The following is a 16,097-nucleotide window of genomic DNA, read 5'->3' on the forward strand; positions in this document are numbered from 1 at the left end:
AGGGAATAAGCGAAGCTTCCCGGCATTATGCCGGGAAGGAATGGCTCAGAAAGTGAAATGATGAAGCTTTGCCTTAATCGGAATAAACTTCCAGCGTGCGTTGACACAGCGCCGAGCGGACGCAGTCCTCTTTGGTAAAGCGAACAACGCCTATCATTTCATCTTCCTCAAAACGTGACATGGCATCGCTGAGGCCGGACTTAACGCCCGACGGCAGGTCACACTGGGTAATATCGCCATTGACGATAACCGTCACGTTCTCCCCGAGGCGCGTTAAAAACATCTTCATTTGCGCAGCGGTCACGTTCTGAGCCTCGTCAAGAATAACGACCGCATTTTCAAATGTACGTCCGCGCATATAGGCGAACGGCGCGATTTCCACCTTGCCAATCTCTGGCCGCAGGCAGTACTGCATAAAGGAAGCGCCCAGCCGCTTCACCAGCACGTCATAGACGGGCCTGAAGTACGGGGCAAACTTCTCCGAAATATCGCCGGGCAGGAAGCCAAGATCTTCATCAGCCTGCAGTACCGGACGGGTCACGATGATCCGTTCCACGTCCTTATGAATCAGCGCCTCCGCCGCTTTGGCGGCGCTGATCCACGTTTTCCCGCATCCGGCTTCCCCGGTTGCAAAGATGAGCTGTTTACTCTCGATAGCATTCAGGTAGTGCGCCTGAGCTTCATTTCGCGCCACAATTGGCGATGCATCGCGGCTATCCCGCGCCATGCCAATGGATTCTACGCCGCTCATCTGCACAAGCGAGGTGACCGATTCTTCTTCACGCTGCTTATGGCTACGTGAATCCCGTCTCAGCACACGTTTTGCTTCACGACGAGCTTTGATCACTGCTTTTTGTCTTCCCATGGATAGCACCTTGAGTTGTTGGTATTCATCACACGCGCCAGCGTCGGCACGATTATGCGCACGAACATCAGAGGGTTGGCTTCCTTGTAAGCCATTGCTTGCATTACCGGATGACGATACAGAACGGCTACGCGCACCGCTATGCACGTCGGTAGAAACAGGTTTTTGAGGTGAAGGGGAGATTGTAGTGGTGAGGAAATCGCTGCCGGAGTCTGAGCCTCCGCGCCGGGTGCTGCGGTTGATGTGTTTACCTTGTCCAGTACAGGACGCAACCATTCGCGATCTCCATAGTGAGTAACATCACTGCCGGGAACTACCGCTGTCTTATCTTAAGTACATCAGGCTTTATCATAAACGCAACATTTATTTTACCTGAATGCAACTTTTCAGACTGCCCCTACATGGAAAATCAGTCTCATATAGAAATATTACAGAAATATAACAATAAGATAGTCTATGGAAAAAATAATGTCCCTGCGAACGGTCGCAGGGACGATTATCAGGCTTCAATCAGCCCTTGTGCGAGATACGCGTTCCCGTCGCGCGGGCCAGGCAGGGCAAAGAAATAGCCGCCACCGATGGGCTTAATATACTCCTCCAGCGCTTCGCCGTTCAGCCGCTTCTGTACGGTGAGAAACCCTTTCTCAAGATCGTGCTGATAGCAGACAAACAACAGCCCCATATCAAGCTGCCCGGAGTTGGTCACCCCCAGCGAATAGCTGTAGCCCCTGCGCTTCATCAGGCTGGACTGCGTCTCTCTGGTGCGCGGATTGGCGAGGCGAATGTGGCTGTCCAGCGCGATGACATCGCCATCCGGATCGCGGGCATAGTCAGGCTCATCGTGCTCACTCTTCATGCCCAGCGGTGCGCCGGTCTGCTTGTCGCGACCAAAGATAGTCTGCTGCTCCTTTAGCGGCGTGCGGTCCCAGAACTCCACGTGGAACTGAATGATACGGACAGCCTGATAGCTGCCGCCCACCGCCCAGGCCGGTTCGCCCTGGTCCGCCGTAACCCACACCACGCTGTCCATCAGCGCGCCATTGCTGCTGTCCGGGTTTGCGGTGCCGTCCCTGAAGCCCAGCAGGTTGACCGGCGTCTCTTTGCCTTTGCTGCGCGCCGCGTGGTCAGAGATAAACCCTTCCCGCTTCCAGCGCACGCTCAGCAGATCCGGAGCGTGCTTGATGATATCGCGCAGGGCGTGGATCACCGTGTCCTGGGTATTGGCGCAGATCTGCAACAGCAGATCGCCGTGGCACAGCGCCGCGTCAAGGGAATCATTCGGGAAACGCGTCATTTTTTGCAGCGCTTTCGGCTTCTGCTTCGCCAGCCCGTAACGGTCATCAAACAGCGATGCCCCTACCGAGACGGTGATGGTCAGGTTATCGGGCGCAATAAACGCGCCGAGAATACCGGAATCCATCGGCGGCAGGCGCGGATTGGGCGTTTCCGGCGCCGGGCCGCCCGCGGTAAGAAAGGCGATGCGCGCGGTCAGCAGCCTGAACAGGCGCTCAAGGTCGGCCCTATCGCTCGCCAGGGAATCAAACGCCACCAGCATCATGGAAGCCTGCTGCGGCGTCAGGATCCCCGCCTGGTGCTCGCCGTAAAACGGCTGCGTTTCCATACGCGCATCCGGCGACAGCGTGCCCGGCGCGCTTTGCGGTTTGGCCGCATGCGCCACGGGACAGCCCCCCGTCAGGGCAAGCGCGCCGCCCAGCGCCCCAGCCCCTTTCAGTAAACGACGGCGGGAAGGCTCCGCGACGTCGTACTCGTCATGCTTGTTCAACGCGCTTAGTCCAGCCCCAGCACGCCACGCAGCAGGGAGAGATCTTCCGCCAGCGTGGTAATTGGGCCTTTCAGCGCGTTACGATCGGCATCGGTCAGCTTATCGTACGTTTCAAACCCGTCTCTGGTGCGGTATTTCGCCAGGATAGCGTCCACTTTTTTGAAGTTGGCATCCACCTTCGCCAGCAGCTCGCCGTTCTCTTTTTGCAGCTGAGGACGCAGCAGATCGACAATTTTCTGCGCGCCGTCAACGTTCGCCTGGAAATCCCACAGGTCGGTGTGGCTGTAGCGATCTTCTTCCCCGCTGATTTTGCTCGCGGCGACTTCTTCTATCAGCCCCGCCGCGCCGCCAACCACCTTCGACGGCGGGAAGGCCAGCTCGCTGATGCGTTTTTGCAGCTCCAGCACGTCGGTGTTCAGCTGTTCGGCGTATTTCTCCATCACTTTGGTGGAGTTATCGCCAAACAGGGCTTTTTCCAGACGGTGGAAGCCGGTGAATTTCGGGTCGGCGGCCTTCTGCTCATAGTCGTCTTCACGGGCATCGATGCTGCCGTCAAGGTCAGAGAACAGCTCGGCAATCGGCTCGATGCGCTCGTAGTGCTGTCGGGTTGGCGCATACAGGGATTTTGCTTTTTCGATATCCCCCGCCTTCACCGCGTCGGTAAAGGCCTTGGTGCCCGCCGCCAGATCCGCCGTCTCTTTGGTAACGTAGGCTTTATAGGCGGTAATGGCGTCGCCCAGGCTCAGTAAGGCCGTGCCTTTGGCGGCGTCCGCCGTGGCTGCACCTTTAACAATCAGCTTGCCCTTAGGGTTAGTCAGCAGGCCGCAGGTCATTTCGTACTCACCCGGCTGGAGGCTGGCGGTCATCTTCTGGCTGAAGCCCGGCGCGATATTCTCACGCTCTTCCACCACCATCACGCCCTTCAGGATCTCCCACTCCAGCGCCTTCTGGCTGTGGTTCTGAATAATAAACTGGGTTTTGCCGCTGTTAACCGTGATGGTCATCGGTTCGCACTGCTTATCGGTTACGGTCACTTTAACCTGTGGAATATCCGCAGCCTGCGCCGCGAATGCGGACGCAATCAGCGCCGCCACACCAGCCCGTAACGTACTACGACGAAATTGAATTGCCATGGTCCTTCCCTTTTAAAGTATGTTGTAACTAACCGATACGCGTCAGGATGCGGTACGCGACGTCTGAGCGCCGGGGCGTGCTGGCATGAAAAACAGCACCAGCGCCGGAATGAGGTAGATAAAGTACATCGCCACTTCGCTGACGCTCGGCGTTTCCTGATAGCCGAAGATGCCTTCGAGCAGGGTGCCGGTCAGTGAATGGGTGGAGAGGACGTTGCTGAAATCGAACGCCACGTCCTGGAAGTGGTTCCACAGCCCCGCCTCGTGGAAGGCGCGGATCGCGCCTGCCGCCAGCCCGGCTGCTACCAGCAGGATAAAGAGGCTGGTCCACCTGAAGAACGCGCCGAGGTTCAGGCGAATGCCGCCCCAGTAAAGCAGGAAGCCCAGCACCACGGCGGAGGCAAGCCCCAGCACGGCGCCCAGCGGCGGCCAGATGCCAACGTCCTGCTGGAACGCCGCCAGCAGAAAGAACACGGACTCCAGGCCTTCACGCGCAACGGCAAAAAAGACCATCAGAATCAGCGCCCAGCCGTGGTTGCCGCTTTTTTGCAGCGCGTTATCCACCGCCTGCTCCAGCTGAACCTTCACGTTGCGCGAGACTTTGCGCATCCAGAACACCATCCAGGTGAGGATGAACACCGCAATCACGGCGACGATGCCCTCAAACAGCTCCTGCTCTTTCTGGGGAAACTCGCCGGTAGTTTCGTTGATGAGGATCCCGAGCCCCAGGCAGAGCGCCGCGGCGAGGAAAACGCCAACCCACATCGCGCCAATCCAGCGTCCACGCTGGGTACGCTTCAGGTAACTGGCGATAAGGCTGACGATCAGGGCCGCTTCAAGGCCTTCACGTAACATAATGAGAAAAGGAACAAACATGCAGACACCTTTAAATGTTTATCTCGGTCAACTCATGCAAAGAAAAGTAAATTCTTGTGATAGTGATTATCATTACGAAAACAAGAAAAACAAGCGAAATGTAGGGCGTTTTGATGACCAGATGTAAACGCATCGCCGGGTAATCATTCGCAGGGAAACCGTTTTGTTCAGAAGATATAACAAAAATGTTCGTTTACGGTTAACCGCCGCTATGGCTAAATGTCCGCCTCGAAAACCAACTGAAAAAAAACCATGTTTAAGATTGTCCATTTCCTGCTGGCGCTGGTGATTATTCTTGCGCTTGCCTGGCTGGTGAGTTTCGACCGCCGAAAAATTCGTATCCGCTTTGTTTTACAGCTGATCGTCATTGAAATCGCGCTGGCATTCTTTTTTCTGCACGCGGAAAGCGGCCTGTTCATTATTAAATACGTCTCCGGCTTCTTTGAATCGCTGCTGAAATTCGCTGCCGAAGGGACTAATTTTGTCTTTGGCGGGATGGGCGATAAAGGGCTGGCGTTCATTTTCCTTGGCGTGCTCTGCCCCATTATTTTTATCTCGGCCCTGATTGGTATTCTTCAGCACTGGCGCATTCTGCCGATCTTTATTCGGATCATCGGGACGCTGCTGTCAAAACTTAACGGCATGGGCAAGCTGGAGTCGTTTAATGCGGTGAGCTCGCTTATCCTCGGCCAGTCGGAAAATTTCATTGCCTACAAGGGCGTGCTGGGCGATCTCTCCTCTCGCCGCCTCTTTACCATGGCGGCAACGGCGATGTCGACGGTCTCCCTGTCGATCGTCGGCGCCTATATGACCATGCTCGACGCCAAATTTGTCGTCGCGGCGCTGATTCTGAATATGTTCAGCACCTTTATTATTCTCTCGGTTATTAACCCGGCGCGCCCGGAAGCCGAGCCGGATATCAAACTGGAAAAGCTGCATGAGTCTCAGAGCTTCTTCGAAATGCTGGGCGAGTATATTCTGGCAGGCTTTAAGGTAGCGATGATTATTCTGGCGATGCTGATTGGCTTTATCGCCCTTATCAGCGCCGTTAACGCCCTCTTCTCCAGCGTATTCGGCATGAGCTTCCAGCAGATTCTGGGCTACGTTTTCTATCCGCTGGCGTGGCTGGTCGGTATTCCGCTGAGCGATGCCTTAAGCGCGGGCAGTATTATGGCAACCAAGCTGGTGGCGAATGAATTTGTGGCGATGATTGAGCTGCAAAAAATTGCCCATCAGATGTCGCCGCGCGGGCTGGGTATTTTGTCGGTGTTCCTGGTGTCGTTTGCTAACTTCGCCTCTATCGGCATTGTTGCCGGGGCCATTAAGGGACTGAACGAGCAGCAGGGCAACGTGGTCTCGCGGTTTGGTTTACGCCTGGTGTACGGCGCGACGCTGGTGAGCCTGCTGTCGGCGAGCTTTGCGGGGCTGGTGCTGTAAGCGAAAACGGCGGCTGAGGCCGCCGTTTTTGATTCAGAACTGCACGCACGCCGGCAAATCGACCCGCATTACCGACTCCTGCGCGAAGCGGGATTTATAGATCCCGCGCAGCGCTTCAATATTCGTCTCGCTCTGGGCATCTTTTGCGTGGATCAGCATCAGCGCCTTGCTCGGCTCGCGGGCCACCTTCCCGTCGTTCCCCAGCCACTGCCCGCGCGCGCCCATCACCGTTAAGCCGTCGCGAAAGCGCGGCGTCACGTCCCGGTCAACGAACTGCTGCCACTCGCTGGCGGTGATTTGCGCCCCGGCCGGGCGATTCAGCCCGAAATAGAGCGTGGTCTGCTGCATCTGGTTTTCCGCCTTGCAGGTTTCAGCTGGCGCGCGCTGCGAGGGTGCATTACAGCCCGCCAGCATCACTAATGCTGCCACCATTAACCCTGTTTTCATCATCATTTATCATCTCGCACTGGTGAGCGGTCTATCCCCTCTCCCCTGTGGGGAGAGGGTCAGGGTGAGGGGGTATGTATTACTCAGCCTGAAGCTTAGCTGGCGGTGCAGAGTGATAGTGCGCGTCCGCTTCAGCAAAGCGTTTTTGCATCGCGGCAGACGGCGCTTTACCCAGCAGGCTGAATACCACAATCCCGATGCTGCCGAAGATGAAGCCCGGAATGATTTCATACAGCCCCAGCCACGCGAACTGTTTCCAGACGATGACGGTAACCGCGCCGATAATCATCCCCGCCAGCGCGCCGTTGCGGGTCATGCGTGACCACAGCACGGAGAACAGCACCACCGGACCAAACGCGGCGCCAAAGCCTGCCCAGGCGTAGCTTACCAGGCCCAGCACGCGGTTCTCCGGGTTCGCCGCCAGGGCGATGGCAATCAGCGCCACCAGCAGCACCATAAAGCGCCCTACCCATACCAGCTCTTTCTGGCTTGCGCCCTTGCGCAGGAAGGCCTTGTAAAGATCTTCCGTGATGGCGCTGGAGCACACCAGCAGCTGGCAGCTCAGGGTGGACATCACCGCCGCCAGGATGGCGGAGAGCAGAATACCGGCAATCCACGGGTTAAACAGGATCTGCGCCAGCTCGATGAACACGCGCTCGGCGTTCTGATTCACCGCGCCCGCCTGTGCCGGGTTGTTATTGAAGTAGGCAATGCCGAAGAAGCCGACCGCGCACGCGCCCGTCAGGCACAGGATCATCCACGTCATGCTGATGCGGCGCGCGTGAACGATGGTGTGGTGGGAATCCGCCGCCATAAAGCGCGCCAGAATGTGCGGCTGACCGAAGTAGCCCAGCCCCCAGCCCATCAGGGAGACGATGGCCACGAAGTTCAGCCCTTTCAGCATGTCGACGTTTTCGATGCTCTTCTGCTTGATGACTTCGAGCGATTCGCCAAAGCCGCCGACGGTGAAAATCACAATCACCGGGGTCAGGATCAGGGCGAAAATCATCAGGCTCGCCTGCACGGTATCGGTCCAGCTTACCGCCAGGAATCCGCCCACGAAGGTATAGAGGATAGTCGCGGCCGCACCGGCCCACAGCGCCGTTTCATAGCTCATGCCGAAGGTGCTTTCAAACAGACGCGCGCCCGCCACGATGCCGGAGGCACAGTAGATGGTGAAGAACAGCAGAATAACTACCGCGGAGATAATGCGCAGAACGCGGCTGTTATCTTCAAAGCGTCCGGTGAAGTAGTCCGGCAGCGTCAGGGCGTTGTTGTTGGCTTCGGTGTGCACGCGCAGACGGCCTGCCACTAGCTTCCAGTTGATCCACGCGCCGACGGTCAGGCCGATGGCGATCCAGCTTTCGGAGATGCCGGAGATGAAAATCGCGCCCGGCAGGCCCATCAGCAGCCAGCCGCTCATGTCGGATGCGCCCGCAGAAAGCGCGGTTACCATCGGGCCTAAGCTGCGCCCGCCCAGTATGTAGTCGTCAAAGTTTTTAGTGGAACGCCACGCCAAAAACCCTATCAGGATCATGCCAAAAATATAAACGAGAAATGTCACCAGCATCGGTGTGCTAATAGCCATTCAAATTCTCCAAAATGTCGAGCGACAGCCGTCCGGGCTGCCTTGTTATGTCATCACCGGAACGTAGTGATGTGTGTATGTGTTTCCGTTGGGCGCGCTATCCTGCCGTATACGCCTCCCACTGACAAACGATTTAACACTGCATTTACATGAATTTCATCCCTGGTTTTATACGTCTTTCCTATAGGTTGCACTCGCTCACGCTTTTACGGGTTGCACCTTTAAAAAGTGTTAAGCACCGCATAAAAACTGGGCCCGACAACATCGACCGGTGCGTTTTCTCAGCTAACTAATCGTTAACAATCCATTCATTTTCCAGCTTGCAGACCAGGTCACATTTAACACGGTTGCACAAAGTTGCAACATAGTGGATATTTCACGCTATCTACAGAACGCTATTACAGAACAACAGGAGTTTTGGCATGGGGATGACCACCATGGGGGTTAAGCTTGATGACGCGACCCGCGAACGGATTAAAAACGCGGCGACCCGCATTGACCGCACGCCGCACTGGTTAATCAAGCAGGCGATTTTTAACTATCTGGAAAGGCTGGAGAGCGAAGACGGTCTGCCGGAGCTGCCTGCCCTGCTGGCGGGCGCAGCGAACGAAAGCGAAGACGCCGCGACGGCTGTTGAAGAGAACCATCAGCCGTTCCTCGAATTTGCCGAGCAGATCCTGCCCCAGTCCGTCAGCCGCGCTGCCATTACCGGAGCCTACCGTCGAGCCGAAACCGATGCCGTGCCGATGCTGCTGGAGCAGGCCCGCCTGCCGGAAGCCATTGCCGCCCGGGCGCACAGCCTGGCGTACCAGCTGGCCGACAAGCTGCGTAACCAGAAAACCGCAAGCGGCCGCGCCGGGATGGTGCAGGGCCTGCTGCAGGAGTTCTCCCTCTCCTCACAGGAAGGCGTGGCGCTGATGTGCCTGGCCGAGGCGCTGCTGCGTATCCCCGATAAGGCTACCCGCGATGCGCTGATCCGCGACAAAATCAGCAACGGCAACTGGCACTCCCACATTGGCCGCAGCCCGTCGCTGTTCGTCAACGCCGCCACCTGGGGCCTGCTGTTTACCGGCAAGCTGGTCTCCACCCATAACGAAGCCAACCTGTCACGCTCCCTGAACCGCATCATCGGCAAGAGCGGCGAGCCGCTGATCCGCAAGGGCGTGGACATGGCGATGCGCCTGATGGGCGAGCAGTTCGTTACCGGAGAAACCATCGCCGAAGCGCTGGCTAACGCACGCAGGCTGGAAGACAAAGGCTTCCGCTACTCCTACGACATGCTGGGCGAAGCAGCGCTGACCGCCGCCGACGCGCAGGCCTATATGGTCTCCTATCAGCAGGCAATCCACGCCATCGGCAAAGCGTCCAACGGTCGCGGTATTTATGAAGGCCCCGGTATTTCCATTAAGCTTTCCGCCCTGCACCCGCGCTACAGCCGCGCGCAGTACGACCGGGTGATGGAAGAGCTGTACCCGCGCCTGAAGTCCCTGACCCTGCTGGCCCGCCAGTACGACATTGGCATTAACATCGACGCCGAAGAGGCCGACCGCCTGGAGATCTCCCTCGATCTGCTGGAAAAACTCTGCTTCGAGCCGGAGCTGGCCGGCTGGAACGGCATTGGCTTCGTTATCCAGGCCTACCAGAAGCGCTGCCCGTTCGTCATTGATTACCTGATTGACCTGGCCAGCCGCAGCCGTCGCCGCCTGATGATCCGTCTGGTGAAAGGCGCGTACTGGGACAGCGAAATCAAGCGCGCCCAGATGGAGGGCCTGGAAGGCTATCCGGTTTACACCCGCAAGGTCTACACCGACGTCTCCTATCTCGCCTGTGCGAAAAAGCTGCTCGGCGTGCCGAACCTGATTTATCCGCAGTTCGCCACCCACAACGCCCACACCCTGGCGGCGATCTACAGCCTGGCGGGACAGAACTACTATCCGGGACAGTACGAGTTCCAGTGCCTGCACGGCATGGGTGAACCGCTGTACGAGCAGGTGACCGGTAAAGTGGCCGACGGCAAGCTGAACCGCCCGTGCCGTATCTATGCTCCGGTAGGCACTCACGAAACCCTGCTCGCGTACCTGGTGCGTCGCCTGCTGGAAAACGGCGCGAACACCTCCTTCGTTAACCGCATCGCCGACACCACCCTGCCGCTGGACGAGCTGGTGGCCGATCCGGTGCAGGCGGTTGAAAAAATGGCGGCGCAGGAAGGCCAGATTGGCCTGCCGCATCCGAAGATTGCCCTGCCGCGCGAGCTGTATGGCGCAGGCCGCGTCAACTCGGCGGGCCTGGATCTGGCGAACGAACACCGTCTGGCGTCGCTCTCCTCTGCCCTGCTCAACAGCGCGCTGCAGAAATGGCAGGCCAAACCGATCCTTGAGCACTCCGTTGAGGACGGCGACATGCAGCCGGTGATCAACCCGGCCGAGCCGAAGGATATCGTCGGCTACGCGCGTGAAGCGACCGAAGCGGAAGTGGACCAGGCGCTGGAGAGCGCGGTAAACAACGCGCCAATCTGGTTTGCCACCCCGCCGCAGGAGCGCGCCGCGATTCTGGAGCGTGCCGCGGTGCTGATGGAAGATCAGATGCAGTCGCTCATCGGCATTCTGGTGCGCGAGGCGGGTAAAACCTTCAGCAACGCCATCGCCGAAGTGCGCGAAGCGGTCGACTTCCTCCACTACTACGCCGGTCAGGTGCGCGATGATTTCGACAACGAAACGCACCGCCCGCTCGGCCCGGTGGTCTGTATCAGCCCGTGGAACTTCCCGCTGGCGATCTTCACCGGCCAGATTGCCGCCGCGCTTGCCGCAGGCAACAGCGTGCTGGCAAAACCGGCGGAGCAAACGCCGCTGATTGCCGCGCAGGGCATCAATATCCTGCTGGAAGCGGGCGTGCCGGCGGGCGTGGTCCAGCTGCTGCCGGGCCGCGGTGAAACCGTCGGCGCCAGGCTGACGTCCGATAACCGGGTGCGCGGCGTGATGTTTACCGGCTCCACCGAGGTGGCCTCCCTGCTGCAGCGCAACATTGCTACCCGTCTGGATGCGCAGGGCCGTCCAACGCCGCTCATCGCCGAAACCGGCGGCATGAACGCCATGATCGTTGACTCCTCTGCCCTCACCGAGCAGGTGGTGGTTGACGTGCTGGCCTCCGCGTTCGACAGCGCCGGTCAGCGCTGCTCCGCCCTGCGCGTGCTGTGCCTGCAGGACGACGTGGCGGACCACACGCTGAAGATGCTGCGCGGCGCAATGGCCGAATGCCGCATGGGCAACCCGGGCCGTCTCACCACCGACATCGGGCCGGTGATCGACGCGGAAGCCAAAGCCAATATCGAAAACCATATTCAGACCATGCGCGCCAAGGGCCGTCCGGTGTTCCAGGCGGTGCGCGAGAACAGCGAAGATGCCCGCGAATGGCAGACCGGCACCTTCGTGCCGCCTACGCTGATTGAGCTGGCGAGCTTCGACGAGCTGAAAAAAGAGGTCTTTGGTCCGGTGCTGCACGTGGTGCGCTACAGCCGCAACAGCCTCAACGAGCTGATCGACCAGATCAACGCCTCCGGCTACGGCCTGACGCTCGGCGTGCATACGCGTATCGACGAAACCATCGCGCAGGTTACCGGCAACGCCAAAGTCGGCAACCTGTACGTCAACCGCAACATGGTCGGCGCGGTCGTGGGCGTGCAGCCGTTCGGCGGTGAAGGCCTCTCCGGCACCGGTCCGAAGGCAGGCGGCCCGCTCTACCTGTATCGCCTGCTGGCGAACCGCCCGGAAAACGCGCTGGGCGTGACGCTGGCGCGCCAGGACGCTGACTATCCGGTGGATGCGCAGGTGAAAGCCGTGCTGACCCAGCCGCTGGAGGCGCTCGTTAAGTGGGCAGAAAATCGCCCTGAACTGCGTGCCGTTGCTCAGCAGTACGGCGAGCTGGCGCAGGCCGGTACCCAGCGTCTGCTGCCGGGTCCAACCGGCGAGCGCAACACCTGGACGCTGATGCCGCGCGAGCGCGTGCTGTGCGTGGCGGATAACGAGCAGGACGCCCTGGTGCAGCTGGCTGCCGCGACGGCTACCGGCTGTGAGGTGCTGTGGCCGGAAGATGCCCTGCATCGCGATCTCGCTAAGCAGCTGCCGAAAGCGGTCTCGGCCCGCATTCGCTTTGCCAAGGCCGACGCGCTGCTGGCCCAGCCGTTTGACGCGGTGATCTACCACGGCGACTCCGACCAGCTGCGCGAACTGTGCGAGCAGGTCGCGGCCCGCAGCGGGGCGATTGTTTCGGTGCAGGGCTTTGCGCGCGGGGAAACCAACCTGCTGCTGGAGCGCCTGTATGTGGAACGTTCGCTCAGCGTCAATACCGCGGCGGCAGGCGGTAACGCCAGCCTGATGACAATCGGCTAACGCTGTGCTAATAAGGCTCCGGAGACGGAGCCTTATTTTATTGGGGAGAGTATGAAACGATTTCTTATCGCAGGGGCAGCCCTGCTGCTGAGCGCCAGCGCGCTGGCCGACGAGTGCGGCAACGCGACCACCCAGGCTGAACTAAACGCCTGTAGCGCGCAGCAGTACCAGGCCGCGGATAAAAAGCTTAACGAGACGTATCAGGCCGCCATCAAGCGCGCGGCAGCGCCCCAGCGCGACCTGCTTAAAAAGGCGCAGCAGGCGTGGATTACCCTGCGCGACGCGGACTGCGCGTTTATCGGCTCGGGTACGGAAGGCGGAAGCGTTCAGCCAATGATCGTGAGCCAGTGTCTGGCTGAGAAAACCGTAGAGCGCGAAGCGTTCCTCGCCTCGCTGATCCAGTGTGAAGAGGGCGACTTAAGCTGTCCCCTCACCCCGGCCCTCTCCCCATAGGGGCGAGGGAGAAAAGACAGCACAGAACAGTCCCCTCTCCCCTTGGGAGAGGGTGAGGGAAACTAGCGCACGCGGATCCCTTCGATAATCATCCGCTGCACGTTTTCGAGGGTGCTCTGGAAAAACGCCTCGTCCTGGAGCGTTTTTCCGGTTACCGCCTCAACCTGGGCCGCGAAGTCAGCGTAGTGCTGGGTTGAGGCCCAAATCATAAAGATCAGGTGCTGCGGATCGACGGGGGCCAGCTTGCCGCTGGCGACCCAACCGGCAATAATCGCCGATTTATCGTCCACCAGCTGCTTTAAATCTCCCGTCAGCTCGGCCTGCAGCAGCGGCGCGCCCTGCAGCATCTCCAGACAGAACAGCCGCGAGGCCTGCGGATAATCGCGCGATACCTCCAGCTTCAGGCGAATGTATTCCCCGATTGCCACCAGCGGAGCCAGCTCTTCGCGAAACGCCTTAAGCGGCGCAAGCCAGATATCCAGGATCTGCTGCATCACGGCCACGTACAGCGCCTCTTTCGACGGGTAGTAGTAGAGCAGATTGGTTTTGGACACCCCGGCCTGCTCCGCCACCTGTTCAAGGCGCGTGCCGTGAATGCCAAACTGCGAAAACGTCTCCAGCGCGGCGCTGAGGATCGCCTGCTTCTTGGCGCTCACCGCCTGCGAACGTTTACCGGGTGTTTTCACTGCGCCTTGCGTCATTTCCGCTCTCCATTTTCTTTTCTGCGCTCAGCATAGCAAAAGCCCCGTCTCGCCACGACCCTGTGCACCCCCATCGCGCATGAGTGCCTGTTTTGTGTGCAATGTTTTTGACCATTCAGTCCACATTTAACCGTATCAAACCATCAACCCGTGATTAACACATTAATAACATAGCCATTTTCAAAACTGGCACTCCCTTTGCAAAACCCACTCTACACCTGCGACGTAATGAAGAGAGGTTCGTGATGAAAATTGGCGTATTTGTACCGATCGGCAACAACGGCTGGCTTATCTCGACCACTGCCCCGCAGTACATGCCGAGCTTTGAGCTGAACAAAGCCATCGTGCAGAAGGCGGAGCACTACCATTTCGACTTTGCGCTCTCGATGATCAAGCTGCGCGGCTTCGGCGGCAAAACCGAATTCTGGGACCACAACCTGGAGTCCTTCACCCTGATGGCCGGGCTGGCCGCGGTGACCTCCCGCATCCAGATCTACGCCACCGCCGCCACGCTCACCCTGCCCCCGGCGATCGTGGCGCGCATGGCCTCCACCATCGACTCCATCTCCGGCGGACGCTTTGGCGTCAACCTGGTCACCGGCTGGCAAAAGCCGGAGTACGAGCAGATGGGCATCTGGCCGGGTGACGAGTATTTCTCGCGTCGCTACGACTACCTGACCGAATACGTGCAGGTGCTGCGCGACCTGTGGGGCACCGGCAAAAGCGACTTCAAGGGTGACTTCTTCACCATGAACGACTGCCGCGTTAGCCCGAAGCCGTCGGTGCCAATGAAGGTCATCTGCGCCGGTCAGAGCGACGCGGGGATGGAGTTCTCCGCAAAATACGCCGACTTCAACTTCTGCTTCGGTAAAGGCGTGAATACGCCTGCCGCCTTCGCCCCGACCGCCGCGCGGATGAAAGAGGCCGCCGACAAAACCGGGCGCGACGTGGGCTCTTACGTGCTGTTTATGGTCATTGCCGACGAAACCGACGACGCCGCCCGCGCCAAATGGGAGCGCTATAAGGACGGCGCGGACGAGGAGGCGCTGAGCTGGCTTACCGAGCAGAGCCAGAAGGATACCCGCTCCGGTTCGGACACCAACGTTCGCCAGATGGCCGACCCGACGTCAGCCGTCAACATCAACATGGGAACCCTGGTGGGCTCGTATGCCAGCGTCGCCAGAATGCTCGACGAGGTGGCCGCCGTACCCGGTGCGGAAGGCGTGCTGCTGACCTTCGATGATTTTCTCACCGGGGTGGAAACCTTCGGCGAGCGCATTCAGCCGCTGATGCAGTGCCGCGCCCACATTCCCGCCGTGACGAAGGAGGTGGCGTAATGACGACCCTTAACGCTCGCCCGGAAGCCATCACCTTTGCGCCAGCGCAGAGCGCGCTGATCGTGGTGGATATGCAAAACGCCTACGCCAGCCGGGGCGGTTATCTGGATCTGGCGGGGTTCGACGTTTCTTCCACCCGGCCGGTGATTGAGAACATCAAAACCGCCGTCGCGGCTGCCCGCGCGGCAGGCATGCTGATTATCTGGTTTCAGAACGGCTGGGACGACCAGTACGTGGAGGCCGGCGGCCCCGGCTCGCCCAACTTCCACAAGTCGAACGCCCTGATAACCATGCGCAAACGGCCAGAACTCCAGGGCAAGCTGCTGGCGAAAGGCGGCTGGGATTATCAGCTGGTGGATGAGCTGGTTCCCCAGGCGGGGGATATCGTGCTGCCGAAACCGCGCTACAGCGGCTTTTTCAACACGCCGCTCGACAGCCTGCTGCGCAGCCGGGGCATTCGTCACCTGGTCTTCACGGGCATTGCCACCAACGTCTGCGTGGAGTCGACCCTGCGCGACGGCTTTTTCCTCGAGTATTTCGGCGTGGTGCTGGAAGACGCCACCCATCAGGCCGGGCCGGATTTCGCGCAGAAAGCCGCCCTGTTCAATATCGAAACCTTTTTTGGCTGGGTGAGTAACGTCGCCGACTTCTGCGACGCGCTGGATCCGCCGCTGGCCCGTATCGCCTGAGGAGAACCGCTATGCCGAAATCCGTGATTATTCCGCCGGGCACCGGTACCCCGATTGCCCCGTTTGTCCCCGGCACGCTCGCCGACGGCGTGGTGTACGTTTCCGGCACGCTGCCGTTCGATAAAGACAACAGCGTGGTGTTCATCAACGACCCAAAGGCGCAAACCCGCCACGTGCTGGAGACCATCAAATCCGTGATCGAAACGGCGGGTGGCACCATGGAGGACGTGACCTTCAACAGCATCTTTATCACCGACTGGAAAAACTACGCCGCGATTAACGAGGTCTACGCGGAGTTTTTCCCGGGCGATAAGCCGGCGCGGTTTTGCATCCAGTGCGGGCTGGTGAAGCCCGAGGCGCTGGTTGAAATTGCCACCGTTGCGCACATCGCGAAGTGAGGCGG

At 59.3% G+C, this 16,097-nt stretch carries 14 protein-coding genes; 7 read left to right on the forward strand and 7 right to left on the reverse strand.

Going from position 1 to position 16,097, the window contains the following annotated elements; genetic code table 11:
- Nucleotides 1–73 precede the first annotated feature (73 nt).
- The 4 genes from phoH to efeU all read right to left on the reverse strand — a co-directional run bounded on the left by phoH (nt 74) and on the right by efeU (nt 4,657).
- Nucleotides 74–865, reverse strand: coding sequence for a phosphate starvation-inducible protein PhoH (gene phoH, locus MOQ06_RS20005; protein ID WP_017384762.1), 792 nt, complete (start codon nt 863–865; stop codon nt 74–76).
- 499 nt (nt 866–1,364) lie between these two features.
- Complete coding sequence (gene efeB, locus MOQ06_RS20010; protein ID WP_242174554.1) at nt 1,365–2,648, reverse strand: iron uptake transporter deferrochelatase/peroxidase subunit; 1,284 nt, start codon at nt 2,646–2,648, stop codon at nt 1,365–1,367.
- Between the two features lie 5 nt (nt 2,649–2,653).
- Nucleotides 2,654–3,781 (reverse strand): iron uptake system protein EfeO, encoded by a 1,128-nt coding sequence (efeO, locus tag MOQ06_RS20015; protein ID WP_242174555.1) that lies wholly within the window; start codon nt 3,779–3,781, stop codon nt 2,654–2,656.
- Between the two features lie 42 nt (nt 3,782–3,823).
- Nucleotides 3,824–4,657, reverse strand: a complete 834-nt coding sequence (gene efeU, locus MOQ06_RS20020; protein ID WP_242174556.1) for an iron uptake transporter permease EfeU — start codon at nt 4,655–4,657, stop codon at nt 3,824–3,826.
- On the opposite strand from efeU, the gene MOQ06_RS22535 reads away from it, so the two are divergent.
- Together MOQ06_RS22535 and MOQ06_RS20025 are read left to right on the forward strand one after the other, a co-directional pair.
- On the forward strand, nt 4,656–4,784 hold the full coding sequence (locus MOQ06_RS22535) for a hypothetical protein (RefSeq protein WP_277932324.1): 129 nt from the start codon (nt 4,656–4,658) through the stop codon (nt 4,782–4,784). The genes efeU and MOQ06_RS22535 overlap by 2 nt on opposite strands.
- Nucleotides 4,785–4,909: 125 nt before the next feature.
- Nucleotides 4,910–6,094 carry a nucleoside transporter C-terminal domain-containing protein gene (locus MOQ06_RS20025; RefSeq protein ID WP_148421803.1) on the forward strand — a complete coding sequence of 395 codons (1,185 nt, stop codon included), beginning with the start codon at nt 4,910–4,912 and terminating at the stop codon, nt 6,092–6,094.
- 33 nt (nt 6,095–6,127) lie between these two features.
- On the opposite strand, the gene MOQ06_RS20030 is transcribed toward MOQ06_RS20025, so the two are convergent.
- Nucleotides 6,128–6,547, reverse strand: coding sequence for a DUF3574 domain-containing protein (locus MOQ06_RS20030; RefSeq protein WP_242174557.1), 420 nt, complete (start codon nt 6,545–6,547; stop codon nt 6,128–6,130).
- Between the two features lie 73 nt (nt 6,548–6,620).
- Nucleotides 6,621–8,129: a sodium/proline symporter PutP gene (putP, locus tag MOQ06_RS20035; protein ID WP_242174558.1), complete on the reverse strand. Its 1,509-nt coding sequence runs from the start codon at nt 8,127–8,129 to the stop codon at nt 6,621–6,623.
- A gap of 422 nt (nt 8,130–8,551) precedes the next feature.
- Here putP and putA point away from each other — a divergent pair, with 422 nt between their 5' ends.
- Both putA and MOQ06_RS20045 read left to right on the forward strand, forming a co-directional pair.
- Nucleotides 8,552–12,514 carry a trifunctional transcriptional regulator/proline dehydrogenase/L-glutamate gamma-semialdehyde dehydrogenase gene (gene putA, locus MOQ06_RS20040; RefSeq protein ID WP_242174559.1) on the forward strand — a complete coding sequence of 1,321 codons (3,963 nt, stop codon included), beginning with the start codon at nt 8,552–8,554 and terminating at the stop codon, nt 12,512–12,514.
- A gap of 51 nt (nt 12,515–12,565) precedes the next feature.
- Nucleotides 12,566–12,967: a lysozyme inhibitor LprI family protein gene (locus MOQ06_RS20045; protein ID WP_242174560.1), complete on the forward strand. Its 402-nt coding sequence runs from the start codon at nt 12,566–12,568 to the stop codon at nt 12,965–12,967.
- Between the two features lie 62 nt (nt 12,968–13,029).
- Here MOQ06_RS20045 and rutR read toward each other — a convergent pair whose 3' ends face one another.
- On the reverse strand, nt 13,030–13,668 hold the full coding sequence (gene rutR / locus MOQ06_RS20050; protein ID WP_148420876.1) for an HTH-type transcriptional regulator RutR: 639 nt from the start codon (nt 13,666–13,668) through the stop codon (nt 13,030–13,032).
- A 245-nt stretch (nt 13,669–13,913) separates the two neighbouring features.
- On the opposite strand from rutR, the gene rutA reads away from it, so the two are divergent.
- From rutA to rutC, 3 genes are read left to right on the forward strand one after another with little or no spacing between them, the layout of a single operon-like run.
- Nucleotides 13,914–15,005 (forward strand): pyrimidine utilization protein A, encoded by a 1,092-nt coding sequence (gene rutA, locus MOQ06_RS20055; RefSeq protein WP_242174561.1) that lies wholly within the window; start codon nt 13,914–13,916, stop codon nt 15,003–15,005.
- On the forward strand, nt 15,005–15,694 hold the full coding sequence (gene rutB, locus MOQ06_RS20060; protein WP_242174562.1) for a pyrimidine utilization protein B: 690 nt from the start codon (nt 15,005–15,007) through the stop codon (nt 15,692–15,694). The genes rutA and rutB overlap by 1 nt, the downstream gene beginning before the upstream one ends.
- 11 nt (nt 15,695–15,705) lie before the next feature.
- A complete protein-coding gene (gene rutC, locus MOQ06_RS20065; RefSeq protein WP_148420882.1) occupies nt 15,706–16,092 on the forward strand; it encodes a pyrimidine utilization protein C in 387 nt (128 codons plus the stop codon).
- The last annotated feature ends 5 nt before the right edge of the window (nt 16,093–16,097 follow it).

Source organism: Enterobacter sp. I4, from assembly GCF_022669095.1.
GTDB lineage: Bacteria > Pseudomonadota > Gammaproteobacteria > Enterobacterales > Enterobacteriaceae > Enterobacter > Enterobacter pasteurii.